This window comes from Streptomyces sp. NPDC002138 (assembly GCF_040296485.1).
In the GTDB taxonomy this organism is placed as follows: domain Bacteria; phylum Actinomycetota; class Actinomycetes; order Streptomycetales; family Streptomycetaceae; genus Streptomyces.
The window spans coordinates 139530-158596 of sequence record NZ_JBEOXE010000012.1; the positions used below are offsets into that span (position 1 = coordinate 139530).

General features: G+C 72.3%; 15 protein-coding genes. 6 read left to right on the top strand and 9 right to left on the bottom strand.

Going from position 1 to position 19067, the window contains the following annotated elements:
* The first annotated feature begins 5 nt into the window (after positions 1-5).
* Positions 6-890 carry an MBL fold metallo-hydrolase gene (locus tag ABT084_RS10990; protein ID WP_351040831.1) on the top strand — a complete coding sequence of 295 codons (885 nt, stop codon included), beginning with the start codon at positions 6-8 and terminating at the stop codon, positions 888-890.
* Between the two features lie 4 nt (positions 891-894).
* Here the strand turns inward: ABT084_RS10990 and ABT084_RS10995 are convergent, their stop codons facing one another.
* The 3 genes from ABT084_RS10995 to ABT084_RS11005 all read right to left on the bottom strand — a co-directional run bounded on the left by ABT084_RS10995 (position 895) and on the right by ABT084_RS11005 (position 4185).
* A complete protein-coding gene (locus tag ABT084_RS10995; protein WP_351040834.1) occupies positions 895-1335 on the bottom strand; it encodes a flavodoxin family protein in 441 nt (146 codons plus the stop codon).
* Between the two features lie 75 nt (positions 1336-1410).
* A complete protein-coding gene (gene mltG, locus ABT084_RS11000) occupies positions 1411-2256 on the bottom strand; it encodes an endolytic transglycosylase MltG (protein WP_351040836.1) in 846 nt (281 codons plus the stop codon).
* Between the two features lie 63 nt (positions 2257-2319).
* Complete coding sequence (locus tag ABT084_RS11005; RefSeq protein ID WP_351040839.1) at positions 2320-4185, bottom strand: ABC transporter ATP-binding protein; 1866 nt, start codon at positions 4183-4185, stop codon at positions 2320-2322.
* Between the two features lie 132 nt (positions 4186-4317).
* Between ABT084_RS11005 and ABT084_RS11010 the strand changes: the two genes are divergently transcribed.
* From ABT084_RS11010 to ABT084_RS11025, 4 genes are all read left to right on the top strand, one after another.
* The gene (locus ABT084_RS11010) at positions 4318-4788 is read left to right on the top strand and encodes a MarR family winged helix-turn-helix transcriptional regulator (RefSeq protein WP_351040842.1); all 471 of its coding nucleotides are present in this window, start codon (positions 4318-4320) and stop codon (positions 4786-4788) included.
* A gap of 37 nt (positions 4789-4825) precedes the next feature.
* Complete coding sequence (locus tag ABT084_RS11015) at positions 4826-7762, top strand: FAD-binding and (Fe-S)-binding domain-containing protein (RefSeq protein WP_351040844.1); 2937 nt, start codon at positions 4826-4828, stop codon at positions 7760-7762.
* 150 nt (positions 7763-7912) lie between these two features.
* Complete coding sequence (locus ABT084_RS11020; protein ID WP_351040847.1) at positions 7913-9781, top strand: ABC transporter transmembrane domain-containing protein; 1869 nt, start codon at positions 7913-7915, stop codon at positions 9779-9781.
* A complete protein-coding gene (locus ABT084_RS11025; protein WP_351040851.1) occupies positions 9778-11559 on the top strand; it encodes an ABC transporter ATP-binding protein in 1782 nt (593 codons plus the stop codon). Before ABT084_RS11020 ends, ABT084_RS11025 begins: the two co-directional genes overlap by 4 nt.
* A gap of 68 nt (positions 11560-11627) precedes the next feature.
* Here ABT084_RS11025 and ABT084_RS11030 read toward each other — a convergent pair whose 3' ends face one another.
* From ABT084_RS11030 to ABT084_RS11055, 6 genes are all read right to left on the bottom strand, one after another.
* Positions 11628-12617 carry an alpha/beta hydrolase gene (locus ABT084_RS11030; RefSeq protein WP_351040854.1) on the bottom strand — a complete coding sequence of 330 codons (990 nt, stop codon included), beginning with the start codon at positions 12615-12617 and terminating at the stop codon, positions 11628-11630.
* A gap of 32 nt (positions 12618-12649) precedes the next feature.
* On the bottom strand, positions 12650-13657 hold the full coding sequence (locus tag ABT084_RS11035; protein ID WP_502968895.1) for an LGFP repeat-containing protein: 1008 nt from the start codon (positions 13655-13657) through the stop codon (positions 12650-12652).
* A gap of 13 nt (positions 13658-13670) precedes the next feature.
* A complete protein-coding gene (locus ABT084_RS11040) occupies positions 13671-14666 on the bottom strand; it encodes an LGFP repeat-containing protein (RefSeq protein ID WP_351040856.1) in 996 nt (331 codons plus the stop codon).
* Positions 14667-14858: 192 nt separating this feature from the next.
* Positions 14859-16391, bottom strand: coding sequence for a serine/threonine-protein kinase (locus tag ABT084_RS11045; RefSeq protein ID WP_351040858.1), 1533 nt, complete (start codon positions 16389-16391; stop codon positions 14859-14861).
* A 63-nt stretch (positions 16392-16454) separates the two neighbouring features.
* On the bottom strand, positions 16455-17279 hold the full coding sequence (locus ABT084_RS11050; RefSeq protein WP_351040860.1) for a serine/threonine protein kinase: 825 nt from the start codon (positions 17277-17279) through the stop codon (positions 16455-16457).
* Between the two features lie 168 nt (positions 17280-17447).
* On the bottom strand, positions 17448-17813 hold the full coding sequence (locus ABT084_RS11055; protein WP_351040862.1) for a hypothetical protein: 366 nt from the start codon (positions 17811-17813) through the stop codon (positions 17448-17450).
* Positions 17814-18028: 215 nt separating this feature from the next.
* On the opposite strand from ABT084_RS11055, the gene ABT084_RS11060 reads away from it, so the two are divergent.
* Positions 18029-18979: a sigma-70 family RNA polymerase sigma factor gene (locus tag ABT084_RS11060; RefSeq protein WP_351040899.1), complete on the top strand. Its 951-nt coding sequence runs from the start codon at positions 18029-18031 to the stop codon at positions 18977-18979.
* The last annotated feature ends 88 nt before the right edge of the window (positions 18980-19067 follow it).

Genomic DNA, 19067 nt, shown 5'->3' on the forward strand with positions numbered 1-19067 from the left:
CTCTCATGACCGACTTGCTGGTGGACCGCGACGCACGACTGCGCCGACCGTCGGGCGTCCGCTCGATCCGGCTGGGCGGCACGAAGGTGTCGTACGTACCCGACGGCAAAGCGCTCTTCCGGCCGCTGGGGCTGCTCCCGGACACGACCGACGAGGTGTGGGCGGCCCATCCCGAGCACCTGGACGCCGCGGGCCTGCTCACGGGGAGCGTCGGCGCGCTGCTGGTGGAACACGGGGAGCGCGCGCTGCTGATCGACGCGGGTCTCGGCCCGCAGACACTCACGGCCCCGGAGGGTCCCCTCAGCGAGATCCACGGCGGAGCCCTCCCCCGCAGCCTGGCGGAACTCGGCCGGCGCCCCGAGGACATCGAAGCGGTGGCCTTCACCCACCTCCACCCCGACCACATCGGCTGGGCCTGCCACCCCGCCCCCGACGGCGACCGGCCCCTGCTCGCCCACGCCGACTACCTGGTCTCCCGGCCGGAGTGGGACCGGCGCGACCTCCTGGAGGCCCAGGGGATGAGCGAGCAGGTCGCGGCCCTCGCTCCGCACGTGCGGACGATCACGGACGGGGAGGAGATCTTCCCCGGGGTGCGGGTGCGGATCACCCCCGGCCACACCGTCGGACACGCCGAGTACGTCATCACCGGAGGCGGACGGCGCCTGATCGCCTTCGGCGACGCCGTGCACGCACCGATCCAGTTCGAGCACCCCGAATGGTCCGCGGGCTTCGACCACGACCCCGCCACCACCGCCGAGAACCGCCGCCGCCTCGCGGCCGAGCTCGCGCAGCCCGGCACGATCGGCTTCGGCGTCCACCTCGCCGACCTGGTGTTCGGCCACGTCCAGCAGGACGGAAACGGCCCGGCCTGGCACCCCGTGGACGCCTGATGACCTAGGTCCGCTCCAACCCCCCGGCGAACGAACGCGCCGCCGCGAGATCCGTGCCGTCCGGCCGCCCCTTGCGGATCCCGCCGACGAGCTTGAACGGCGCCCAGGTGTCGAAGCCACGGCAGGAGAACGTGTCCGCCACCTCGAAGCCCTTGCCCTCCAACAGCCGTGCCATCGGGCTCAAACGAGGCGAGGGCAGACCACTCGTCGCGAACACGAACGCCCGCCCCTGCTGCCGCGGGAGCGAGGCGACGAACTCACGCAGACGCGGGTGGAACTTCTGCAGGAAGATCCCCGAGCCGAAGCCGATGAGGTCGTAGTCGTCCAGGCCGTCGGCCTCGTCCGGGCTCACCACGGGCGCCGCCAACACCTCACCCATCGCCTCGGCAACCCTGCGCGTGTTTCCGTGTGACACCGATGTGCAGATGATCAGGGCCTTACCCACCGTGCGCTCCCTCCGCTGCTGTCGGACCCGCCTCGTGCGAACACACTAATCGTCGGGACGCGGCGGGACAGCCCGTTACGCCGTGCGGGTGGCGGCGCGGCGCTTGTTGAACTCGGCCACGTGGCGCTTGTGTTCCTCGTACGTCGCGGAGAAGCGGGTGTCCCCCGGCTTCACCGTGACGAAGAAGAGCCAGTCGCCGGGCGCCGGGGCGACCGCGGCCGCCATGGCCGCCGCTCCGGGGCTGTCGATCGGGGTCGGCGGCAGGCCCTGGCGCTCGTAGGTGTTGAAGGGGCTGTCGATGCGGGTGTCGCTCAGAGGGGTGTCCACGGTGGTGCGGTTCAGCGCGTAGTTGATCGTCGAATCCATCTGCAGCGGCATCGACTTGGCCAGTCGGTTGTAGACCACCCGCGCGACCTTGCCCATGTCCGCCGGGGTGTCGGCCTCCGCCTGGATGACGCTGGCCAGGGTCGCCGTCTGGTACGGGGTCATCCCCTGGGCCTTGGCTCCCGCGACGATCGGTGGAGCGGCCAGTTTCTGATGGGCCGTCTGCACCATGTACGCGAGGATCCCGGCCGGGGTGGTCCGATCGTCCACCGGGTACGTCGCCGGGAAGAGGAAGCCCTCCGGGTTGCCCTTGGCCTCGGCGGGCAGGGCCAGTCCCGCTCCGGCGACCGCCGCCTTGGCCGAGCCCACGGGGAGCTTCAGCTCACGGTCGACCGCCGCGTACACCTGTGTGGCCCGCCAGCCCTCCGGGATGACGAGTCGACGCGGCTTCGGGGGTTTTTCCGCGCCCCCGTTCAGCAGGAGGGGGACCATCACAGCCGCCCCGGTAGCGATCAGCAGACCGATGACGATCGCCAGTCGGCCCCGGCGGGTGACGCGGGTTCCTGGCCGCTTCGGCGGCCGGTGCTCTTGACGCATGCGGGAACGCTAACCCGCATACCATCTCAATTCAGGCACCCAACCCGTGTTGCGGTCATACGATCACACGTTCACGGACACGGCGGGTTCTCCCACCGTCACCACGGCCGGAACCAGCTCGCTGTCCCTGCGGACCAGGGCCGCATACCGCCCGTCGGCCTCCAGCAGCTCCTCGTGCGTGCCCCGCTCGGCGATCGTTCCCCCGTCGAGGACCACGATCTGGTCGGCGTCACGGACGGTGGAGAGCCGGTGGGCGATGGTGATGGTCGTGCGGCCTTCGGAGAGGGCGTCGATGGCCTTCTGTACGGCGTGTTCGGTCCGCGTGTCGAGCGCGCTGGTGGCCTCGTCGAGAATCAGCACCGGCGGGTCGCGCAGGATGGTGCGGGCGATGGCCAGCCGCTGCTTCTCGCCGCCGGAGAACCGGTAGCCGCGCTCCCCCACGAGGGTGTCGTACCCGTCGGGCAAAGACTCGATGTGGTCGTGGATCTGGGCCGCCTTGGCCGCCAGGGCTATCTCCTCGTCGGTGGCGTCCGGCTTGGCGAAGCGGAGGTTGTCGGCGACCGAGGCGTGGAAGAGGTACGTCTCCTGGCTGACCACTCCGATCGAGCGGGCCAGGGAGTCGAAGTCCAGGTCCCGGACGTCGATGCCGTCGAGGGCCACCCGGCCGCCGGTGACGTCGTAGAGCCGGGGCACCAGGTAGCTCAGGGTGCTCTTGCCGGATCCCGTCGGGCCGACCACCGCGAGGGAACCGCCCGCCGGGACCGTGATGTCGATGCCGGTCAGGGTGGGGCCGTGCTTGGCGTCGTAGGCGAAGTCCACGCCTTCCAGCCGGATCTCGCCCTTGGCCTGCTCCAGGCGCACGGCGCCCTCGCGCTCGGTGATCTCCACCGGCAGGTCGAGGTACTCGAAGACACGGGCGAACAGGGCGAGCGAGGTCTGGATCTGCACACCGGTCGACAGCAGGCTGACGGCGGGCCGGAACAGGCCCTGCTGGAGCGTCACGAACGCGACGAGCGTACCGACCGAGAGCGAGGGCGCACCGGACTGCATCGCGATGCCCGCCGCCCAGTAGATCAACGCCGGCATCGCGGCCATGACGATGCCGATGGTCGACATCCTCCAGCGCCCGGCCATGCTGGACCGGACTTCGAGGCCGACGAGCTTCTCGGACTCCTCGGAGAAGGACTGGGTGAGCGAATCGGCCCGGCCCATGGTGCGGCCCAGCAGGATGCCGCTGACCGACAGCGATTCGGTGACCGTGGCGGCCATGGCCGCCATCTGCCTCTGCCGCTGGGTGGTGATCCGCTTGCGCTCGCGGCCGACCCTGCGGCTGATCCACACGAACACCGGCAGCAGGAGCAGCGAGACGAGGGTGAGCCGCCAGTCGAGGGCGAGCATGGCGACCACGGAGGCGACCACGGCGGTCAGGTTCGAGACGAGGGAGGTCGCCGTCGAGGTGACGGTGGCCTGCATGCCGCCGATGTCGTTGGCTATCCGGGACTGCACCTCGCCGGTGCGGGTCCGGGTGAAGAACGCCAGGGGCATCCGCTGGAGTTGCGCGTAGACGGCGGTGCGCAGGTCGTGCATGACGCGCTGGCCGACCGTGGTGGAGATCAGGGTCTGGAGCACGCCGAAGACGCTGGTCACGACCGCGGTGAGGATCATGCCGAGCGCGAGCAGGCTGAGCAGCCCGGTGCGCCCCTGCGGGATCGCGACGTCGAGGATCGCCTTCAGCAGGAACGGCGAGGCGACGCCGACCAGCGAGGAGGCGCCGACGAGCAGGCCCACGACGCCGAGCCGGCCCCGGTAGGGACGGAACAGGCGGGCGATCCGGCGCAACTCACGCGGCTGGTCGGCGGGGGCGGGACGACTGGGATCGAGGGCTTCTTTCGATGGCGTCCAGTTCGGTTCTTTTCCTTCGGGGCGCATGGGCCTCCTTCGACGTCCTGACGAGACATTCCCGGCAGGCCTTCCCGGCAGACATTCCTGACGAGACTCGAATGAGCATAGCTCATTGTTACCTATACTCACAATGAATCTGGTCCTGATACCCTTCCCAGTATGAGCACCGCATCCGAGACCGACAGCCCGGACAGTTCGGACGGCGTCCTCGCCGAGCAGCTGCTGCGCCTGACCCGTCGGCTGCACCGCATCCAGAAGCGCCATCTGGAGCCGCTCGGCATCACCCCGGCCCAGTCCCGCCTGCTGCGCACGGTCGCGCACTACCCCGACGCGGAGCCTCCCCGAATGGCCGATCTGGCCGCGCGCCTGGAGGTCGTACCCCGTGCGGTGACCACCCTGGTCGACGGTCTGGAGGCGGCCGCGTGCGTGCGCCGGGTGCCGGACACCGCCAACCGCCGGGTCATCCGGATCGAGCTGACCGAGACCGGCCGCGCCACGCTGCGCATGCTGCGCAACGCGCGAACGGGCGCGGCAGAGGAGATCCTGGCTCCATTGACCACCGATCAGCGCGAACTGCTCGGCGGGCTGCTGAACGCGCTGGCGGACGGGCCGGCGGAGCGCAGCTGCTGAGGGGCCGCCTGGCCGACGCCTAGCCGAGGGGGCACGCATGCCGCTGCTGGAGCCGAAACCGGGAGCCCTGCGCCCGCGCACCCTCAGCGGTCCGGCCCCTGACCGGGTGCCCGAGCGGCGGGCGGCCGGAACCCCCGAGCCGCTGCGTTCCGAGCTGATCGCGCTGCTCGGCGCCGAGAAGGTGCTGTGGAAGGTCTCCGACCTGGTGCGCTACGCCTCGGACGCCTCCCCCTACCGGTTCGTGCCCCAGGTCGTCGTGATCGCCGAGGACCTCGACGACGTCTCCGCCGTGCTGTCCTACGCCCACGGCAAGCAGCGCGAGGTGGTCTTCCGGGCCGCCGGGACCTCGCTCAACGGCCAGTCCCAGGGCGAGGACATCCTGGTCGACGTGCGCCGCCACTGGGCGGGGATCGAGGTGCTGGAGGAGGGGCTGCGGGCCCGGATCCGCCCCGGCACCACCGTCCAGCGCGCCAATGCCGCGCTGGCCCGGCACGGCCGCGTGCTCGGGCCCGACCCGGCCAGCGCGATCGCCTGCACGCTCGGCGGGGTGGTCGCGAACAACGCCTCGGGCATGACCGCGGGAACCACGAGGAACGCGTACCGCACCCTGTCCTCGCTCACCTTCGTGCTGCCCGGCGGCACGGTCGTGGACACCGCCGACCCGCTGGCCGACGAGGAGCTGGCGCGCGCCGAGCCGGCCCTGTGCCGCGGGCTGATGGACATCAAGCGGGAGATCGAGGCCGATCACCGGCTGACCGCGCGGATCCGCGCCAAGTACGCGATCAAGAACACCACCGGCTACCGGCTGGACGCCTACCTCGACGGCACTACCCCGGTGGAGATCCTGCGCGGGCTGATGGTCGGTTCGGAAGGCACTCTGGGCTTCCTCTCCGAGCTGGTCTTCGACACCCTGCCGCTGGACCGCGAACTCTCCAGCGCCCTGCTCTTCTTCCCCTCCCTGCCCGCCGCCGCGGCGGCCGTGCCGCTCTTCAACGCGGCGGGCGCGCTCGCCGTCGAGCTGATGGACGGCAACACGCTGCGCGCCTCGGTCAGCGTGGCGGGCGTACCCGCCGACTGGGCGGCGCTGCCCAAGGACACGACCGCCCTGCTCGTGGAGTTCCGGGCGCCGGACGCGGCGGGCAGGGCGGTGTACGAACGGCTCGCGGCCGACGTGGTCGCGCGGCTGGACCTGGTCGCACCGGTGGCCTCGGTGACCAATGCCTTCACCACCGATGCCGAGACCATCGCGGGGTACTGGAAGGCCCGCAAGGCGTTCGTCACCGCCGTCGGCGGAGCCCGCGCCGGCGGCACCACCCTGATCACCGAGGACTTCGCCGTCCCGCCGTCCCGCCTGGCCGAGGCCTGCGAGGCGCTGCTGGAACTGCAGGCGGAGCACGGCTTCGACGCCGCCGTGGCCGGTCACGCGGCCCACGGCAACCTGCACTTCCTGCTCGCCTTCGACGCCGCGCTGCCCGCCGACGTCGAGCGGTACGGGGCGTTCATGGAGGCCTTCTGCCGCCTCACCGTCGAGCGGTTCGACGGCTCGCTGAAGGCCGAGCACTCCACCGGCCGCAACATGGCCCCCTTCCTGGAACTGGAGTGGGGCGCCGCGGCCACCGAGCTGATGTGGCGCACCAAGCGGCTGGTCGACCCGGACGCGGTGCTCGCCCCGCGGATCCTGCTCGACCGCGATCCGCTGGCCCACCTGCGCGGGCTCAAGACGATCCCCCGGGTCGAGGCCGTCGCCGACCCCTGCATCGAATGCGGGTTCTGCGAGCCCGTCTGCCCCAGCAAGGACCTGACGACCACGCCCCGGCAGCGGATCGTGCTGCGCCGCGAGATGATGCGCCAGCAGCCCGGCTCCCCGGTGCTGGACGGGCTGCTCGACGCCTACGGCTACGACGCGGTGGACACCTGCGCGGGCGATTCCACCTGCAAGCTGGCCTGCCCGGTCGGCATCGACACCGGCGCACTGATGAAGGACTTCCGCCACCGCCGGCACAGCCCGCGCGAGGAACGGACGGCCGCGCTCGTCGCGAAGCACTTCGGGGCCGTGGAGGCGGCGGCCCGGCTCGCGGTCGCCGCCGCCGACCGGATCACCGACCGGCTCGGGGACGGCCCGCTGCGCCTCGTCACGGCGGCCGCGCGCAAGGCCGTACGCCCGGACCTGGTACCGCAGTGGCTCCCCCAGATCCCGGGCGCGGCCGCCCGTGCGCTGCCCGTCACACGGCGGGTCGGAGCCCACGCCGTGTACTACCCGGCCTGCGTCAACCGGATCTTCGGCGGCCCGGACGGCACGGACGGCCCGTCCCTGCCCGAGGCGGTGGTCGCGGTGTCCGAGCGGGCGGGCAGGCCGGTGTGGATCCCGAAGGACGTGACCGGGACCTGCTGCGCGACGATCTGGCACTCGAAGGGCTACGACGCCGGGAACCGGCTGATGGCCAACCGGATCGTCGAGGCCGCCTGGGGCTGGACGGCCGGCGGGCGGCTGCCCCTCGTCGTCGACGCCTCCTCCTGCACCCTGGGCATCGCGCACGAGGTGGTCCCGTTCCTGACCGCGGACAACCGCGACCTGCATGCCGAACTGACCGTCGTCGACTCGGTCGTCTGGGCGGCCGAGGAGCTGCTGCCGCGCCTGGAGGTGCTTCGCACGGTCGGTTCGGCGGTGCTGCATCCGACCTGCTCGATGCTCCATCTGGGTGACGAGGCGCAGCTGCGGGCGGTGGCCGGGGCCTGCGCGCGGGAGGTGGTCGTGCCGGACGACGCGGGCTGCTGCGCTTTCGCGGGCGACCGCGGCATGCTCCACCCGGAGCTGACGGACGCCGCGACGGCGCGCGAGGCCGTGGAGGTCACGGCGCGGTCCTACGACGTGCACCTCTCGGCGAACCGCATGTGCGAGGTGGGGATGGAACGAGCCACGGGGCACGCCTACTACTCGGCGCTCCTCGCACTGGAGCGCGCCACCCGCCCCTGAGCGCCCGGCCGTACGTACCGGAACGAAGCCGTCGCCGATCCGGAACGACCATGGCCGGTTCTCGTACCGGCCAGGGAAAATCGATTGCCCCGCATGGTGTCCAAAGGCGAACCTTGCACGGTTTGAACCACTACCGAGTCATGGGGCGTCATGCAGATCAGCGATCTTCCGTATCCGGACCCAGGGGTACCCGACGCGCGATCCGGGCCCCGGTTCCTGCTGTGGCTGGGGCGCAATCAGCTTGCCGGACAGTTCAAGAGCCTGTGCTGGGGGCTGATGCACTTCTGCGGGATCGCGGGTCTGCCGTTCGCCGTCGGCCTCGGTGTGGAGGCGGTCGTGGACCGCGACGGCACCCGGCTGCTCCTGGTCGGCGGTCTCGTCCTGCTGCTCGGCATCGCCATCTCGCTCGGTGACACCATGCTGCACCGGACGGCCGTGACCAACTGGATCACCGCGGCCGCCCGGGTGCAGCAGCTGCTCGCCCGCAAGACGGCGGAGCTGGGCGCCGCCCTGACCCGGCGGGTCGCGGCCGGCGAGGTGGTGGCCGTCTCCACCGGCGACGTCGAGAAGATCGGCTGGTTCGTCGAGGCGGTCTCCCGTTTCCTCGCCGCCGCCGTCGCCGTCGTCGTGATCTGCGTGGGCCTCGTCCTCTACGCGCCCGCGCTCGGCGTGGTCGTGGCGGTCGGCGTGCCCGTACTGGCCCTGGCCGTCCTGCCGTTGCTGCCGCGGGCCACCAAGCGCGCCGACATCCAGCGCGAGAAGGCGGGCCGGGCCACCGAGCTGGCCTCGGACACCGTGGCCGGGCTGCGCGTCCTGCGCGGCATCGGCGGCGAGGAACTGTTCCTCGGCCGCTACCGCGAGGCCTCCCAGGAAGTCCGCGAGGCCGCCGTGCGCAGTGCCCGGATGTGGGCCCTGATCTCGGCGGTCCAGGTCCTGCTGCCGGGCCTGCTCCTGATCACGGTGGTCTGGTACGGCGCCACGCTCGTCCTGGACGCGCGGATCACGGTGGGCGAACTGGTCGCCGTGTTCAGCGCGGTGGCCCTGATGCTCTACCCGCTGCGGCACTTCGAGGAGATCGCCATGGCGTACTCCTTCTCCCGGCCCTCGGCCAAGCGGGCGGCGCGAGTGCTGTCGCTGACCCGCACGGACCCCGACGAGGAGGGCGACGCGGGCGCGGAACCGGACGCCACGGTGACGCCGGTCGCTCCGGCGAAGCCGACGCCCGCCGCCCCGGCCCCCGGGGGCGACCTGTACGACCCGGAGACCGGACTGCTGGCCCCGACGGGGCTGTTCACCGCCGTGGTCTGCGGGGATCCGGACCTGGCGGGGCGGCTCGCGGAGCGCCTGGGCGGGCATCCGGCCGACGCCGTCGGCAGCCCGTCGGTGCTGCTGGGCGGGGTCGCGCTGGACGAGCTGGAGCTGGACACGGCGCGCACGCTGGTGCTCGTACAGGACAAGGACCCGGTGCTGCTGTCCGGGACGCTGCGCGAGCTGCTCGACGTACCGGCGTCCCACGCGGTCGAGCCCTCGGCGGCCCTGGCGGCGGCCCAGTGCGCGGACGTACTGGACGCGCTGACGCAGTCCGCGCCGGACGGGGTGGACGACCCGATGGACGCGCGGATCACCGAGCGCGGGCGCTCGCTCTCGGGCGGCCAGCGCCAACGCCTCGCGCTGGCACGTTCGCTGGTCACCGACCCGGAGGTGCTGGTGCTGGACGAGCCGACCTCGGCGGTCGACTCGCACACGGAGGCCCGGATCGCGGAGGGCATCGCGGCCCTGCGCACGGGTCGTACGACGGTGGTCCTGGCCTCGTCGCCGCTGCTGCTGGACCGCGCCGACCGGGTCGTCCTGGTCGACGGGGGCGCGGTCGCGGCAGTCGGTACGCACCGTGAACTGCTGCACGGCGACCCGCGCTACCGCGCGGTCGTCACGCGCGAGACGGACGAGGAACAGCTGCTCGGCACGGTCGAGCGGCTCGACACGCTGCGGGAACTCACAGAGATCGAGGAATCGGCATGATCGGCGTGATGGCGCCGGAGTACGATCCGGCCGCCCCGGAAACCGTCGCCACCCTCCCGGTGGGCACGACGGCGACCGTACGGGGCTACGTGCGCGGGCTGCTGCGGCGGCACCGGCGGCCGTTCGTCCTCCTGGTGACGGTCAATGCGGTCGCGGTGGTCGCCTCCATGATCGGCCCGTATCTGCTCGGGCGGGTGGTGGACGATCTCGCGGCGGGGGCGCGCGAACTCCATCTGGGGCGGGTCGCGCTGCTGTTCTCACTGGCCCTGGTCGTCCAGACGCTCTTCGTCCGGATGGTCCGGCTGCGCGGCGCCATGCTCGGCGAGGAGATGCTGGCCGATCTGCGCGAGGACTTCCTGGTCCGGTCGGTGGCCCTGCCGCCGGGCGTGCTGGAGCGCGCGGGTACCGGTGACCTGCTGTCCCGGATCACCACCGACATCGACCGGCTCGCCAACGCGATGCGCGAGGCCGTGCCCCAGCTGGCCGTCGGTGTGGTGTGGGCGGGGCTGCTCTTCGCGGCGCTCGCCGTGACCGCGCCGCCGCTGGCGCTGGCCGCGCTGGTGGCACTGCCGGTGCTGGTCCTGGGCTGCCGCTGGTACTTCAAGCGGGCGCCCTCGGCCTACCGCTCGGAGGCAGCGGGCTACGCGGCGGTCGCCGCGGCGCTCACCGAGACGGTGGACGCGGGTCGCACGGTCGAGGCGCACCGCCTCGGCGGCCGCCGGATCGCCCTGTCCGAGCGGCGGATCAAGGAGTGGACGGCCTGGGAGCGGTACACGCTGTTCCTGCGTTCGGTCCTCTTCCCGGTCATCAACGTCACCTACGTGACGATCCTGGGGTCGGTGCTGCTGATCGGCGGATACTGCGTGCTCCAGGGCTGGATGTCGGTGGGCCAGATGACCACCGGCGCGCTGCTGGCCCAGATGATGGTCGACCCGATCGGCCTGATCCTGCGCTGGTACGACGAGCTCCAGGTCGCCCAGGTCTCCCTGGCCCGGCTGGTGGGGGTGCGCGAGATCGAGCCCGACGCGGGGGACGGTCTGGTGGTGCCGGACGGCCGTGCCGTACGGGCCGACGCGGTCCGGTTCGGCTACCGCGAGGGGGTGGACGTCCTGCACGAGGTGTCCCTGTCGGTTCCGCCGGGCACCCGGGTGGCGCTGGTCGGTCCCTCGGGCGCGGGCAAGTCCACGCTGGGCCGGCTGCTGGCGGGCATCTACGCGCCGCGGGTGGGCGAGGTCACGCTGGGCGGGGCCGAGCTGTCGCGGATGCCCGCGGAGCGGGTGCGCGAGCACGTGGCGCTGGTCAACCAGGAACACCACGTCTTCGTGGGCAGCCTGCGCGACAACCTGCGGCTCGCGCGGTCGGGCGCCGAGGACGCGGAGCTGTGGGCGGCGCTGGGCGCGGTCGACGCGGACGGCTGGGCCAGGGCGCTGGAGAGCGGGCTGGACACCGAGGTCGGCTCGGGCGCCTCGGCGCTCACCCCGGCGCAGGCGCAGCAGATCGCGCTGGCCCGGCTGGTGCTGGCCGATCCGCACACGCTGGTCCTGGACGAGGCGACCTCGCTGCTGGATCCGCGGGCGGCCCGGCACCTGGAGCGTTCGCTGGCGCGGGTGCTGGAGGGTCGTACGGTCGTGGCGATCGCCCACCGGCTGCACACCGCGCACGACGCGGACGTGATCGCGGTGGTCGAAGCGGGCCGGATCAGCGAGCTGGGCTCGCACGACGAACTGGTCGCGGCGGACGGCGCGTACGCGGCGCTGTGGCGCTCGTGGCACGGCTGATCCCGACACCGGCCGGACGCACCCGTGCCCCCTGCCGTCACGCTCGTGACGGCAGGGGGCACGCGCGTTCAGGCCTTGCGGAGCCGGTCGATGATCCCGTCGAGGTCGCGGGTCATCATGTAGTCGCGGACGAAGTGGCCGCCGGGCTCCTCGTGCCACTCGTGCGGGATGCCGACGCGGTCGAGGGCGCCGCGGAACTCCCGCTGCCCGGCGAGCACCTGGGTCTCGTTGAACGTGTCGAACGCGTTGGTCCGGTCGGGGCTGGTGCCCGCGACGAGGAAGACGCGCTTGTTGCGGTAGCTCTCGATGCGTTCCATCGGGTTGTCGGCGGTGACCCTGGCCTGGTCCCACGGCACGCCGTAGACCGTGCCGCCGCCCAGGTCGAGGGCCGCGGAGGACAGGTTGGCCCAGTGCACCACGGCGCCGTTGTCGCGGCGCAGGCTGGCGGGGCCGGAGTGGGAGCTCACCGAGGCGAAGTGGCCCCAGTACTTGGCCGCGTACTTCAGGGCGCCGAAGCCGCCCATCGAGAACCCGGAGACGGCGCGACCGTCGTATTCGGCGAAGGTCCGGAAGTTGGCCTCGACCCAGGGGATCAGCTGCCCGATGTGGAAGGTCTCCCAGTTGCGGGGGCCGACGTTGGAGGTGACGGGGTTGGAGTACCAGCCCGCGTGCCCGCCGTCGGGCATCACGACGATGATCGGCTTGCCCTGGGTCAACTCGCGGATGCGCAGGCGGTCGAAGGTGATGAAGTCCTGGTCGGTGCCGCCGCCGTGGAACAGGTACAGGACGGGGTAGGTGCGCCCGCTCCAGTGGTAGTCGTCCGGGAGCAGGACGTTGACGGCGGGCTGCCAGCCGATCGCGTCGGTCTGGAAGCGGTAGTACCACATGCGGGGGTCGCCCTCGCCGCGGTCCACGATGTGCAGTCCCCCCGCGTCGCCGACGGCGGAGGCCGTCGTGGCCGACGCGAGGACGCCGCCGGCGCCGAGGGCCATCGCGGCGGAGAGCCCGCCGACGGTCTTGAGGAGGTTCCTGCGGGTGGGACGGTGCTCGTTCACCATGATCTCCTGATCACAACGTCACGGGTGGGTCGTCAGTTGTTGGTGATCCAGGTGCCCCGGGCGGGGGTCCAGTGGATCGTGACCTTCTGGAAGCGCTGGACCTTGCCGCCCGCCTCGTCGGTCTCGTCGGTCTCCGGGTAACCCAGCGCGGCCTCGTGGCCCGCCGCGTGGAAGGCGTCGTAGATCGCGCCGTGCACCACATGCGCGCCGGTCTGCGGCGACCACATGAACAACCCCCGCTCGAAGAACTGGTAGCGGCCGCGCGTCCCGCCCGGTGCCTGCGCGCCCGCGGCCTCGTCCATCGTCGGGAAGCCCCAGCGCCGCTCCGCGTCCGTCGCCCAGAACTTGTCCCGGATGTCGCCGTAGACCGCGTAGGCCGCGTCGGGGTGCCACAGGATGATCCCGTTCTGGAAGGCCTGGAAGCGTCCGCCCATCATGGAATCGCGCTCCCCCGTGGTCGGCCGGCCCAGCGCGCCGCCCGGCCCGCCCATCCCGTCGTACTTCGCCCCGATCGCGCCGTACGGCATCAGGTCGTCCAGCAGGTTGTAGCGCCGCGGAGTGAACCCGCGGAGCCCGTCGCCCCACGTCCGCTCCTCGGCCACGTGCCCGAAGTCGTACTCCTCGCGCACCACCGGCTGGGTGTGCCCCGGGTCCGCCCACCGGACGAAGAGGGCCACGTGGTCGGTGCCGCCGGCGTCCTTGAGCAGGATGTCGCCGGGTTGCAGGTCGCCCGCCGGAATGTCGAAGGTCACGTTCCACAGGGACCAGGTGGTCAGGGACGAGTCCAGGTGCCAGGCCATCGACACGAAGCCCGAGCAGTCGGGCCGGTAGCAGCCGAACTGGTTGTCGTGGCAGCCGCTCTGGCTGTAGGGCACCTGCTCGGCGATCCACGACCAGGCGCGGTCCATCGCTTCACCCCGCCCGATGGGCCCCCCGCGGTCCGAGGCGCTCGCGGCGGGCGCCGCGACGAACGTGACCGCGGTGGCCGCCAGCATCAGTGTCAGCGTCCCGATCGCACGCCGAAGGACCAGCGCTCTCATGGCTGTCTCCTGATCAGTTGGTGGTGGTCCACGTACCCCGGGTGGGGTTCCAGTGGATCGTCGCGTTCTGGAAGCGCTGGGCCTTGCCGCCCGCCTCGTCGACCTCGTCGGTCACGGGGTAGCCCAACGCGGCCTCGTGGCCCGCCGCGTGGAAGGCGTCGTAGATCGCGCCGTGCACCACATGCGCACCCGTCGGCGCCGACCACATGAACAGCCCGCGCTCGAAGAACTGGTAGCGGCCCCGGGTCCCGCCCGGCGCCGGCGCGGCGTCCGCCTCGTCCATCGTCGGGAAGCCCCAGCGCCGCTCGGCGTCCGTCGCCCAGAACTTGGCGAGGATGTCGCCGTAGATCGCGTAGGCCGCGTCGGGGTGCCAGAGGATGATGCCGTTCTGGAATCCCTGGAAGCGTCCGCCCAGTTGGGCGGCTTCCTCGGCGCGGACGGGCCATCCCAGGGGGCTGCCGTGGCCGCCCATGCCGTCGTACTTCGCCCCGATCGCCCCGTACGGCTGGAACGCCTCGTCCCGCTGCGCCCGGGCCGTGCCCTCCGCCTGGTCGTAGCGGTCGGGATAGGCGGAGCGCTGGACGGCCTGCGCCAGCTGGCCGGGGCTGCTGCCCTCCATGCCCGGCTCCATCTGGAGGGCCACCTCGAAGAACTTGCCCGCCGCGTAATCGACGTCGAGGATCTGCTCCGGCGAGCCCCACCCCTGCGAGGGCCGCTGCTGGAAGACGCCGAGCGAGTCCCGGTCGCCGCAATTCAGGTTGTTCATGCGGGACTCGACCCAGCCCGTCTCGAACCCTGCGAGCATCACCTTGTCGGACACGTTCATGCGCTGGCCGACCTCGTACACCTTGCGTATCACCGCGATGTCCCGCTGCGCGGGTATGTCGCAGTACAACTCGGCCGTCGCGGTGTGCCCGAGGGGCCCCGGCACCTCGCGGACGCCCTGCGCCCAGGCCGGGGAGCACAGGGCGGAAGCGGCCGTCATGGCCGTCACGGCCAGCAGAACCATTCTCGATCTCGTACGTCGTGCCGTTGCGCCACGCACCAGCCTGCTCCTTCGCTGCGGTTCACCTTGCGGCGGCGGTCGTGCGGGGGATCAGTGCGGTCCCTGACCGACGGCCCACAACGTAGTGGCGCGGCATGGCGGTACCTCATCCGGAACGATCCGGAGTGACAGCCCCCGGCAGCCTGCGATACCGGGTCAGCCCGCGGGCTCGGGCCGCGGACACGGCGGGAGCGCGGGGCGGTCCTGGGCGCGTACGGCGGGCAGCCAGGCGTCGGGGCGTGCCGAGCCCGGCGGGAGGAAGACGTGGAACCACTGGGTGGACCGCGTGCCCGATTCGTCGATGATGGGGATGCCCTCGGGGAGTTGGCAGTCGGCTTCGAGGACGTCGCCGTGCCACACCCGCGTGCCCACGACGTTGTCGGTGGTGTAGGCGCGCAGAGGATCGACAGCGAGGCCAAGGCTGCACTGCGGGTCGCGGTCGGTCCGGGCCCGGCAGCTCTGCTCGGCGTTGAACACGCGGACCCGGTCGGCGGCGCCCGCCACCTGTCGCACGGCCGCCGTGCCGGAGCCGCCGGGCAACGCGGAGCCGCCGCCGTCGTGCAGGGCGTACGTCCAGCCCGCCCCGGCCGCCCCCGCCACTCCGCAGACGGCCACGGCCGTGAGGACGGCGAGGGCCCTCGCACGCGGCGGGGGCTCGGGGGGCACGGCGACGGCCACCCGGTCGGCGACCGTACGCGCCGTGATGCGCGTGTGCAGGCTCACCGCGGTGTGCGGGGCGCGCTCGGAGTGGGTCGGGGCCAGACAGTCCGCGGCGAGCGCCCGCCAGAACGCCGGTACCGCGGGCTCCAGGCGCAACGGCGCGCGTCCGTCGGCATATTCCTGCGCCCCGGCGCCGCGCGCCATCGGGGTGGCGCCGGGGAAGGGCGAGGCTCCGGAGGTGAACACCTCGTGGATGACGATGCCCAGGGCCCAGATGTCGGCGCTCGGCCGGACCTCCACGCCGTGCTCGCCGAGCGGGGCCCTCCAGCGTTCGGGCGGGAGGTAGTCGAAGGTGCCCATCGGGGGCGCGTACCCGTGGGTGCCGTCGGTGGCGGTCAGTTCCGTGGCGATCCCGAAGTCCGCGAGTTTGACGGAACCGTCCGCCATGACCAGGACGTTGTCCGGTTTGAGGTCGCCGTGCACCCACCCGGTGCGGTGCAGATGGGCCAGTCCCTCGCAGACCTCGGCGATCAGACGCGCCCCTTCGGCTTCGCTCACCCCGCCGTCCAGCAGGTCCCGCAGGCTGCACCGGGCCCGCTCCATGACCAGCACGATCGCGCCGTCCAGGAACGGGTCGTCCGGTTCGCTGAGCACGACGGAGTCCAGGAGGCGGATCAGCCTCGGGTGCCGGGTGCGGCTGCACAGCTCGACCTCACGGCGGGCGGCTTCCGCCACCTTGCGGGCCTGGCGCGGGGAGAGCCCGGCGGTCGGCAGGAATTTGAGCGCGACGTCGTCGGGGCCGGTGGTGTCGTCGGCGACGGGGACGTCGTCGGGGCCGGCGGTGTCGTCGGCGACGGGGACGCCGTCGGAGCCGGCGGTGTGCGGAGCCGCGCCGACCGGCCGTCCGGCGTAGACGGTGGCCCAACCACCCGCCGCGATCGGCTCGGTGACCTCCCAGCGGCCCACCCGGTAGCCGCGCGGGAGGGTCCGGGCGCGGTCACTTCCCGAGGTGTCGGACGAGCCGTGCACGGTCCGCTCCTCCGGCGCGTCGGCCCTGTCGTTCCGCGACGGCGCATGTCGTGGCCGGCCGTGTCATCGCACCGTCTCCCGCGTCCGCGGGCCCGCCGGGAACCGGGGCGGCAGCAGCGCGAGGTGCTCCTCCCGTACGAGCCCGAACCGCAGCGCGAGCCCGACGATGGTCTCCCGCTTGCCATTGCGCCGGGCACTCCTGCGGGGATCGAATTCGGCCGGAACCCCGATCCTCATCTTCTCCTCGGCGAGGTAGTCGATGTGGGAGCTGACCGCCCGGGCCGTCAACAGGCCGCATGCGGCGTGGTTCTTGAGCCGTTCCACGATCTCGGGTGTGGTCGGCACCGCGACGGGCGACTCGTCGCGCAGGCGCGGTTCGCAGAGCGCGATCAGCACCAGGAAGTACGTGGCCGTCTCGTCCAGGGAGTAGGCGGTGACGGTACGGCTCGCTCCGTGGCCGCCCCGGCCCGCCATGGCCCCCATGACGTCCGGGTCCAGGTAGAGGTGGTCGGGGGCGAACACCTGGAAGGAGACGGTGGCGCTGCCGCGCGTGGGCAGGACGACCCGGGAGAACTCGAAGGGAATGGGCGCCCCGGCCCGGCGCGGGGGCACCCTCAGGTACTCCCCGGCCCCCTCGGGGTTCTCGACCAGGTAACTCTGGTCCGCGCTGTGGTTGCTGAGCTGCCAGTGGTCGTCGGTCACCCGGATCTCGCCCGCGAGCCGGGAGATCGCGGGGTCGACGAGGCGGAGTTCGACGGGGGTCGTCGCGGAGCCCCGTCCGAAGCGCGCCACCTCCCCCGGTCCGAGCCGCAGCGTCACCGCGTCACCGAACGGCTCCTCGCCGATGCCGTCGCTCCCCTGCGGCAGATAGATCACTATCCCGCTCACGGTCCCCCCTTCCTCTCCTCGCCCCCGCGCCAGCGGGCGTCACCCCCACTGACGTTACCCACGCGTACAGGCGTTCGCCGCATGAATGCGGACGCATTGGCCGGGACTCGCCGTGAGACTGTCCGACCGGTCGGCCCGTACGGTCTCCCGCCGCACTCACGCTCCGTTCTAGGGGCCCTCGTCGTAGTGGCCCGCCTCGATCTCGAGGGCGAGTTCCTGGAGAACGTCCGTCGAGGAGACGTCCGTACGTCCGCGGTCGTGCACCGTCGCGAGGCTGGTGAACGCCAGGCTGAACCCCGAGACCATCGTGTGCAGCGCCGGGCCCAGCGCCTCGGCCACCACGCGCGCCACCTGCTGCGGGGTCGCGTCGGCCGGCACGCTGATCGACGGCAGCATCTCGTTGAGGAGCTGGGTGGCCACTCCTTCCGTCGCCGCCGTGTCGTCCGCGTCCTCTCCCGCCTCGGCGGCCCGGTGGAGTTCCCGGGCTTCGGTGAGGATGCCGACGACCCGCTTGAGTACCTCTGCGCGTTGCATCTCGCAGAGCGTATCCGCCGACACCCCGCCACGGTCGGCGTCCGTGGCGCGGCGCGGAGGCCCGGGTCTGGTGAACCCCCGTCAGAAACCGTCTCGTATCCTCCACCTGTGCCTGACCTGGCACATCGGCGGGTAGCCAGGGGGCGCGGGTGGATGACGTGGACGTGGACGTGGATGCGATCGGGGTCGGCGTCGGCGTCGGCCCGACAGAAGCGGTGGACGGCCGGGTGGACGCGGAGGGGCGGCTGGAGGCTCTCCGGGGGGAGTTGAGGGGGTACTGCTACCGGATGCTCGGCTCGGCGTTCGAGGCGGAGGACGCGGTGCAGGAGACGATGATCCGGGCCTGGCGAAGCCTCGACCGCTTCGAGGAACGCTCCTCGTTGCGGTCCTGGGCCTACCGGATCGCCACCAACGTCTGCCTGGACGCCCTCGCCGCCGGGAAGCGGCGCGCCCTGCCCATGGACCTGAGCGGTCCGACCAGCGGGGCCACCTCGCCGGGTGCCCCGCTCGAAGCCCGTGTGTGGATCGAGCCGTACCCCGCCGATCCGGAGGCCGTCGCCGTGGCGGACGAGTCCGTACGGCTGGCCTTCGTCGCCGCGCTCCAGCACCTGCCGCCCCGACAGCGGGCCACGCTGCTGCTGCGGGAGGTACTCGGGTTTTCCGCGGCCGAGGTGGCGGACCTGCACGGATCCTCCGTGGCCTCGGTCAACAGTGCCCTGCAGCGGGCCCGCGCCACGCTGGCCGCGCGCCGCACCCCGGCCGACGGGCCTGCGGCCGCGCCCTCCGACCCGGTCACGGGGGCCCTGGCCGACCGGTACGCCGACGCCTTCTCCCGCTTCGACATGGAGGAGCTCAACATGCTGCTCCACGTGGACGCCACCCTGTCCCTGCCCCCGTACACCCTGTGGATGCGGGGGGTGAACGACATCCGGGCCTGGCTGACCGGACCGGCCATCGGCTGCCGCGGGTCCCGGCTGATCCCGACCGTGGCGAACGGATCGCCCGCCTTCGGCCAGTACCGGCCCAGCCCGGACGGAACGGGCTTCGACCCCTGGGCGCTCCAGGTGGTCGACATCCACGCCGACCGGGTCACCGGCATCAGCTTCTTCCGCGACACCGCCCGCCTCTTCCCGGCCTTCGGCCTGCCCGCCCGCGTGGAGGCCTAGGTGTATTGCCCAGTGAGGTTGGGGACGCGGCTGGCGGGTGGTTTGCCTGCGAGGGCGGTGTGTCCGCGGTGGTGATTGTAGGTGTGCA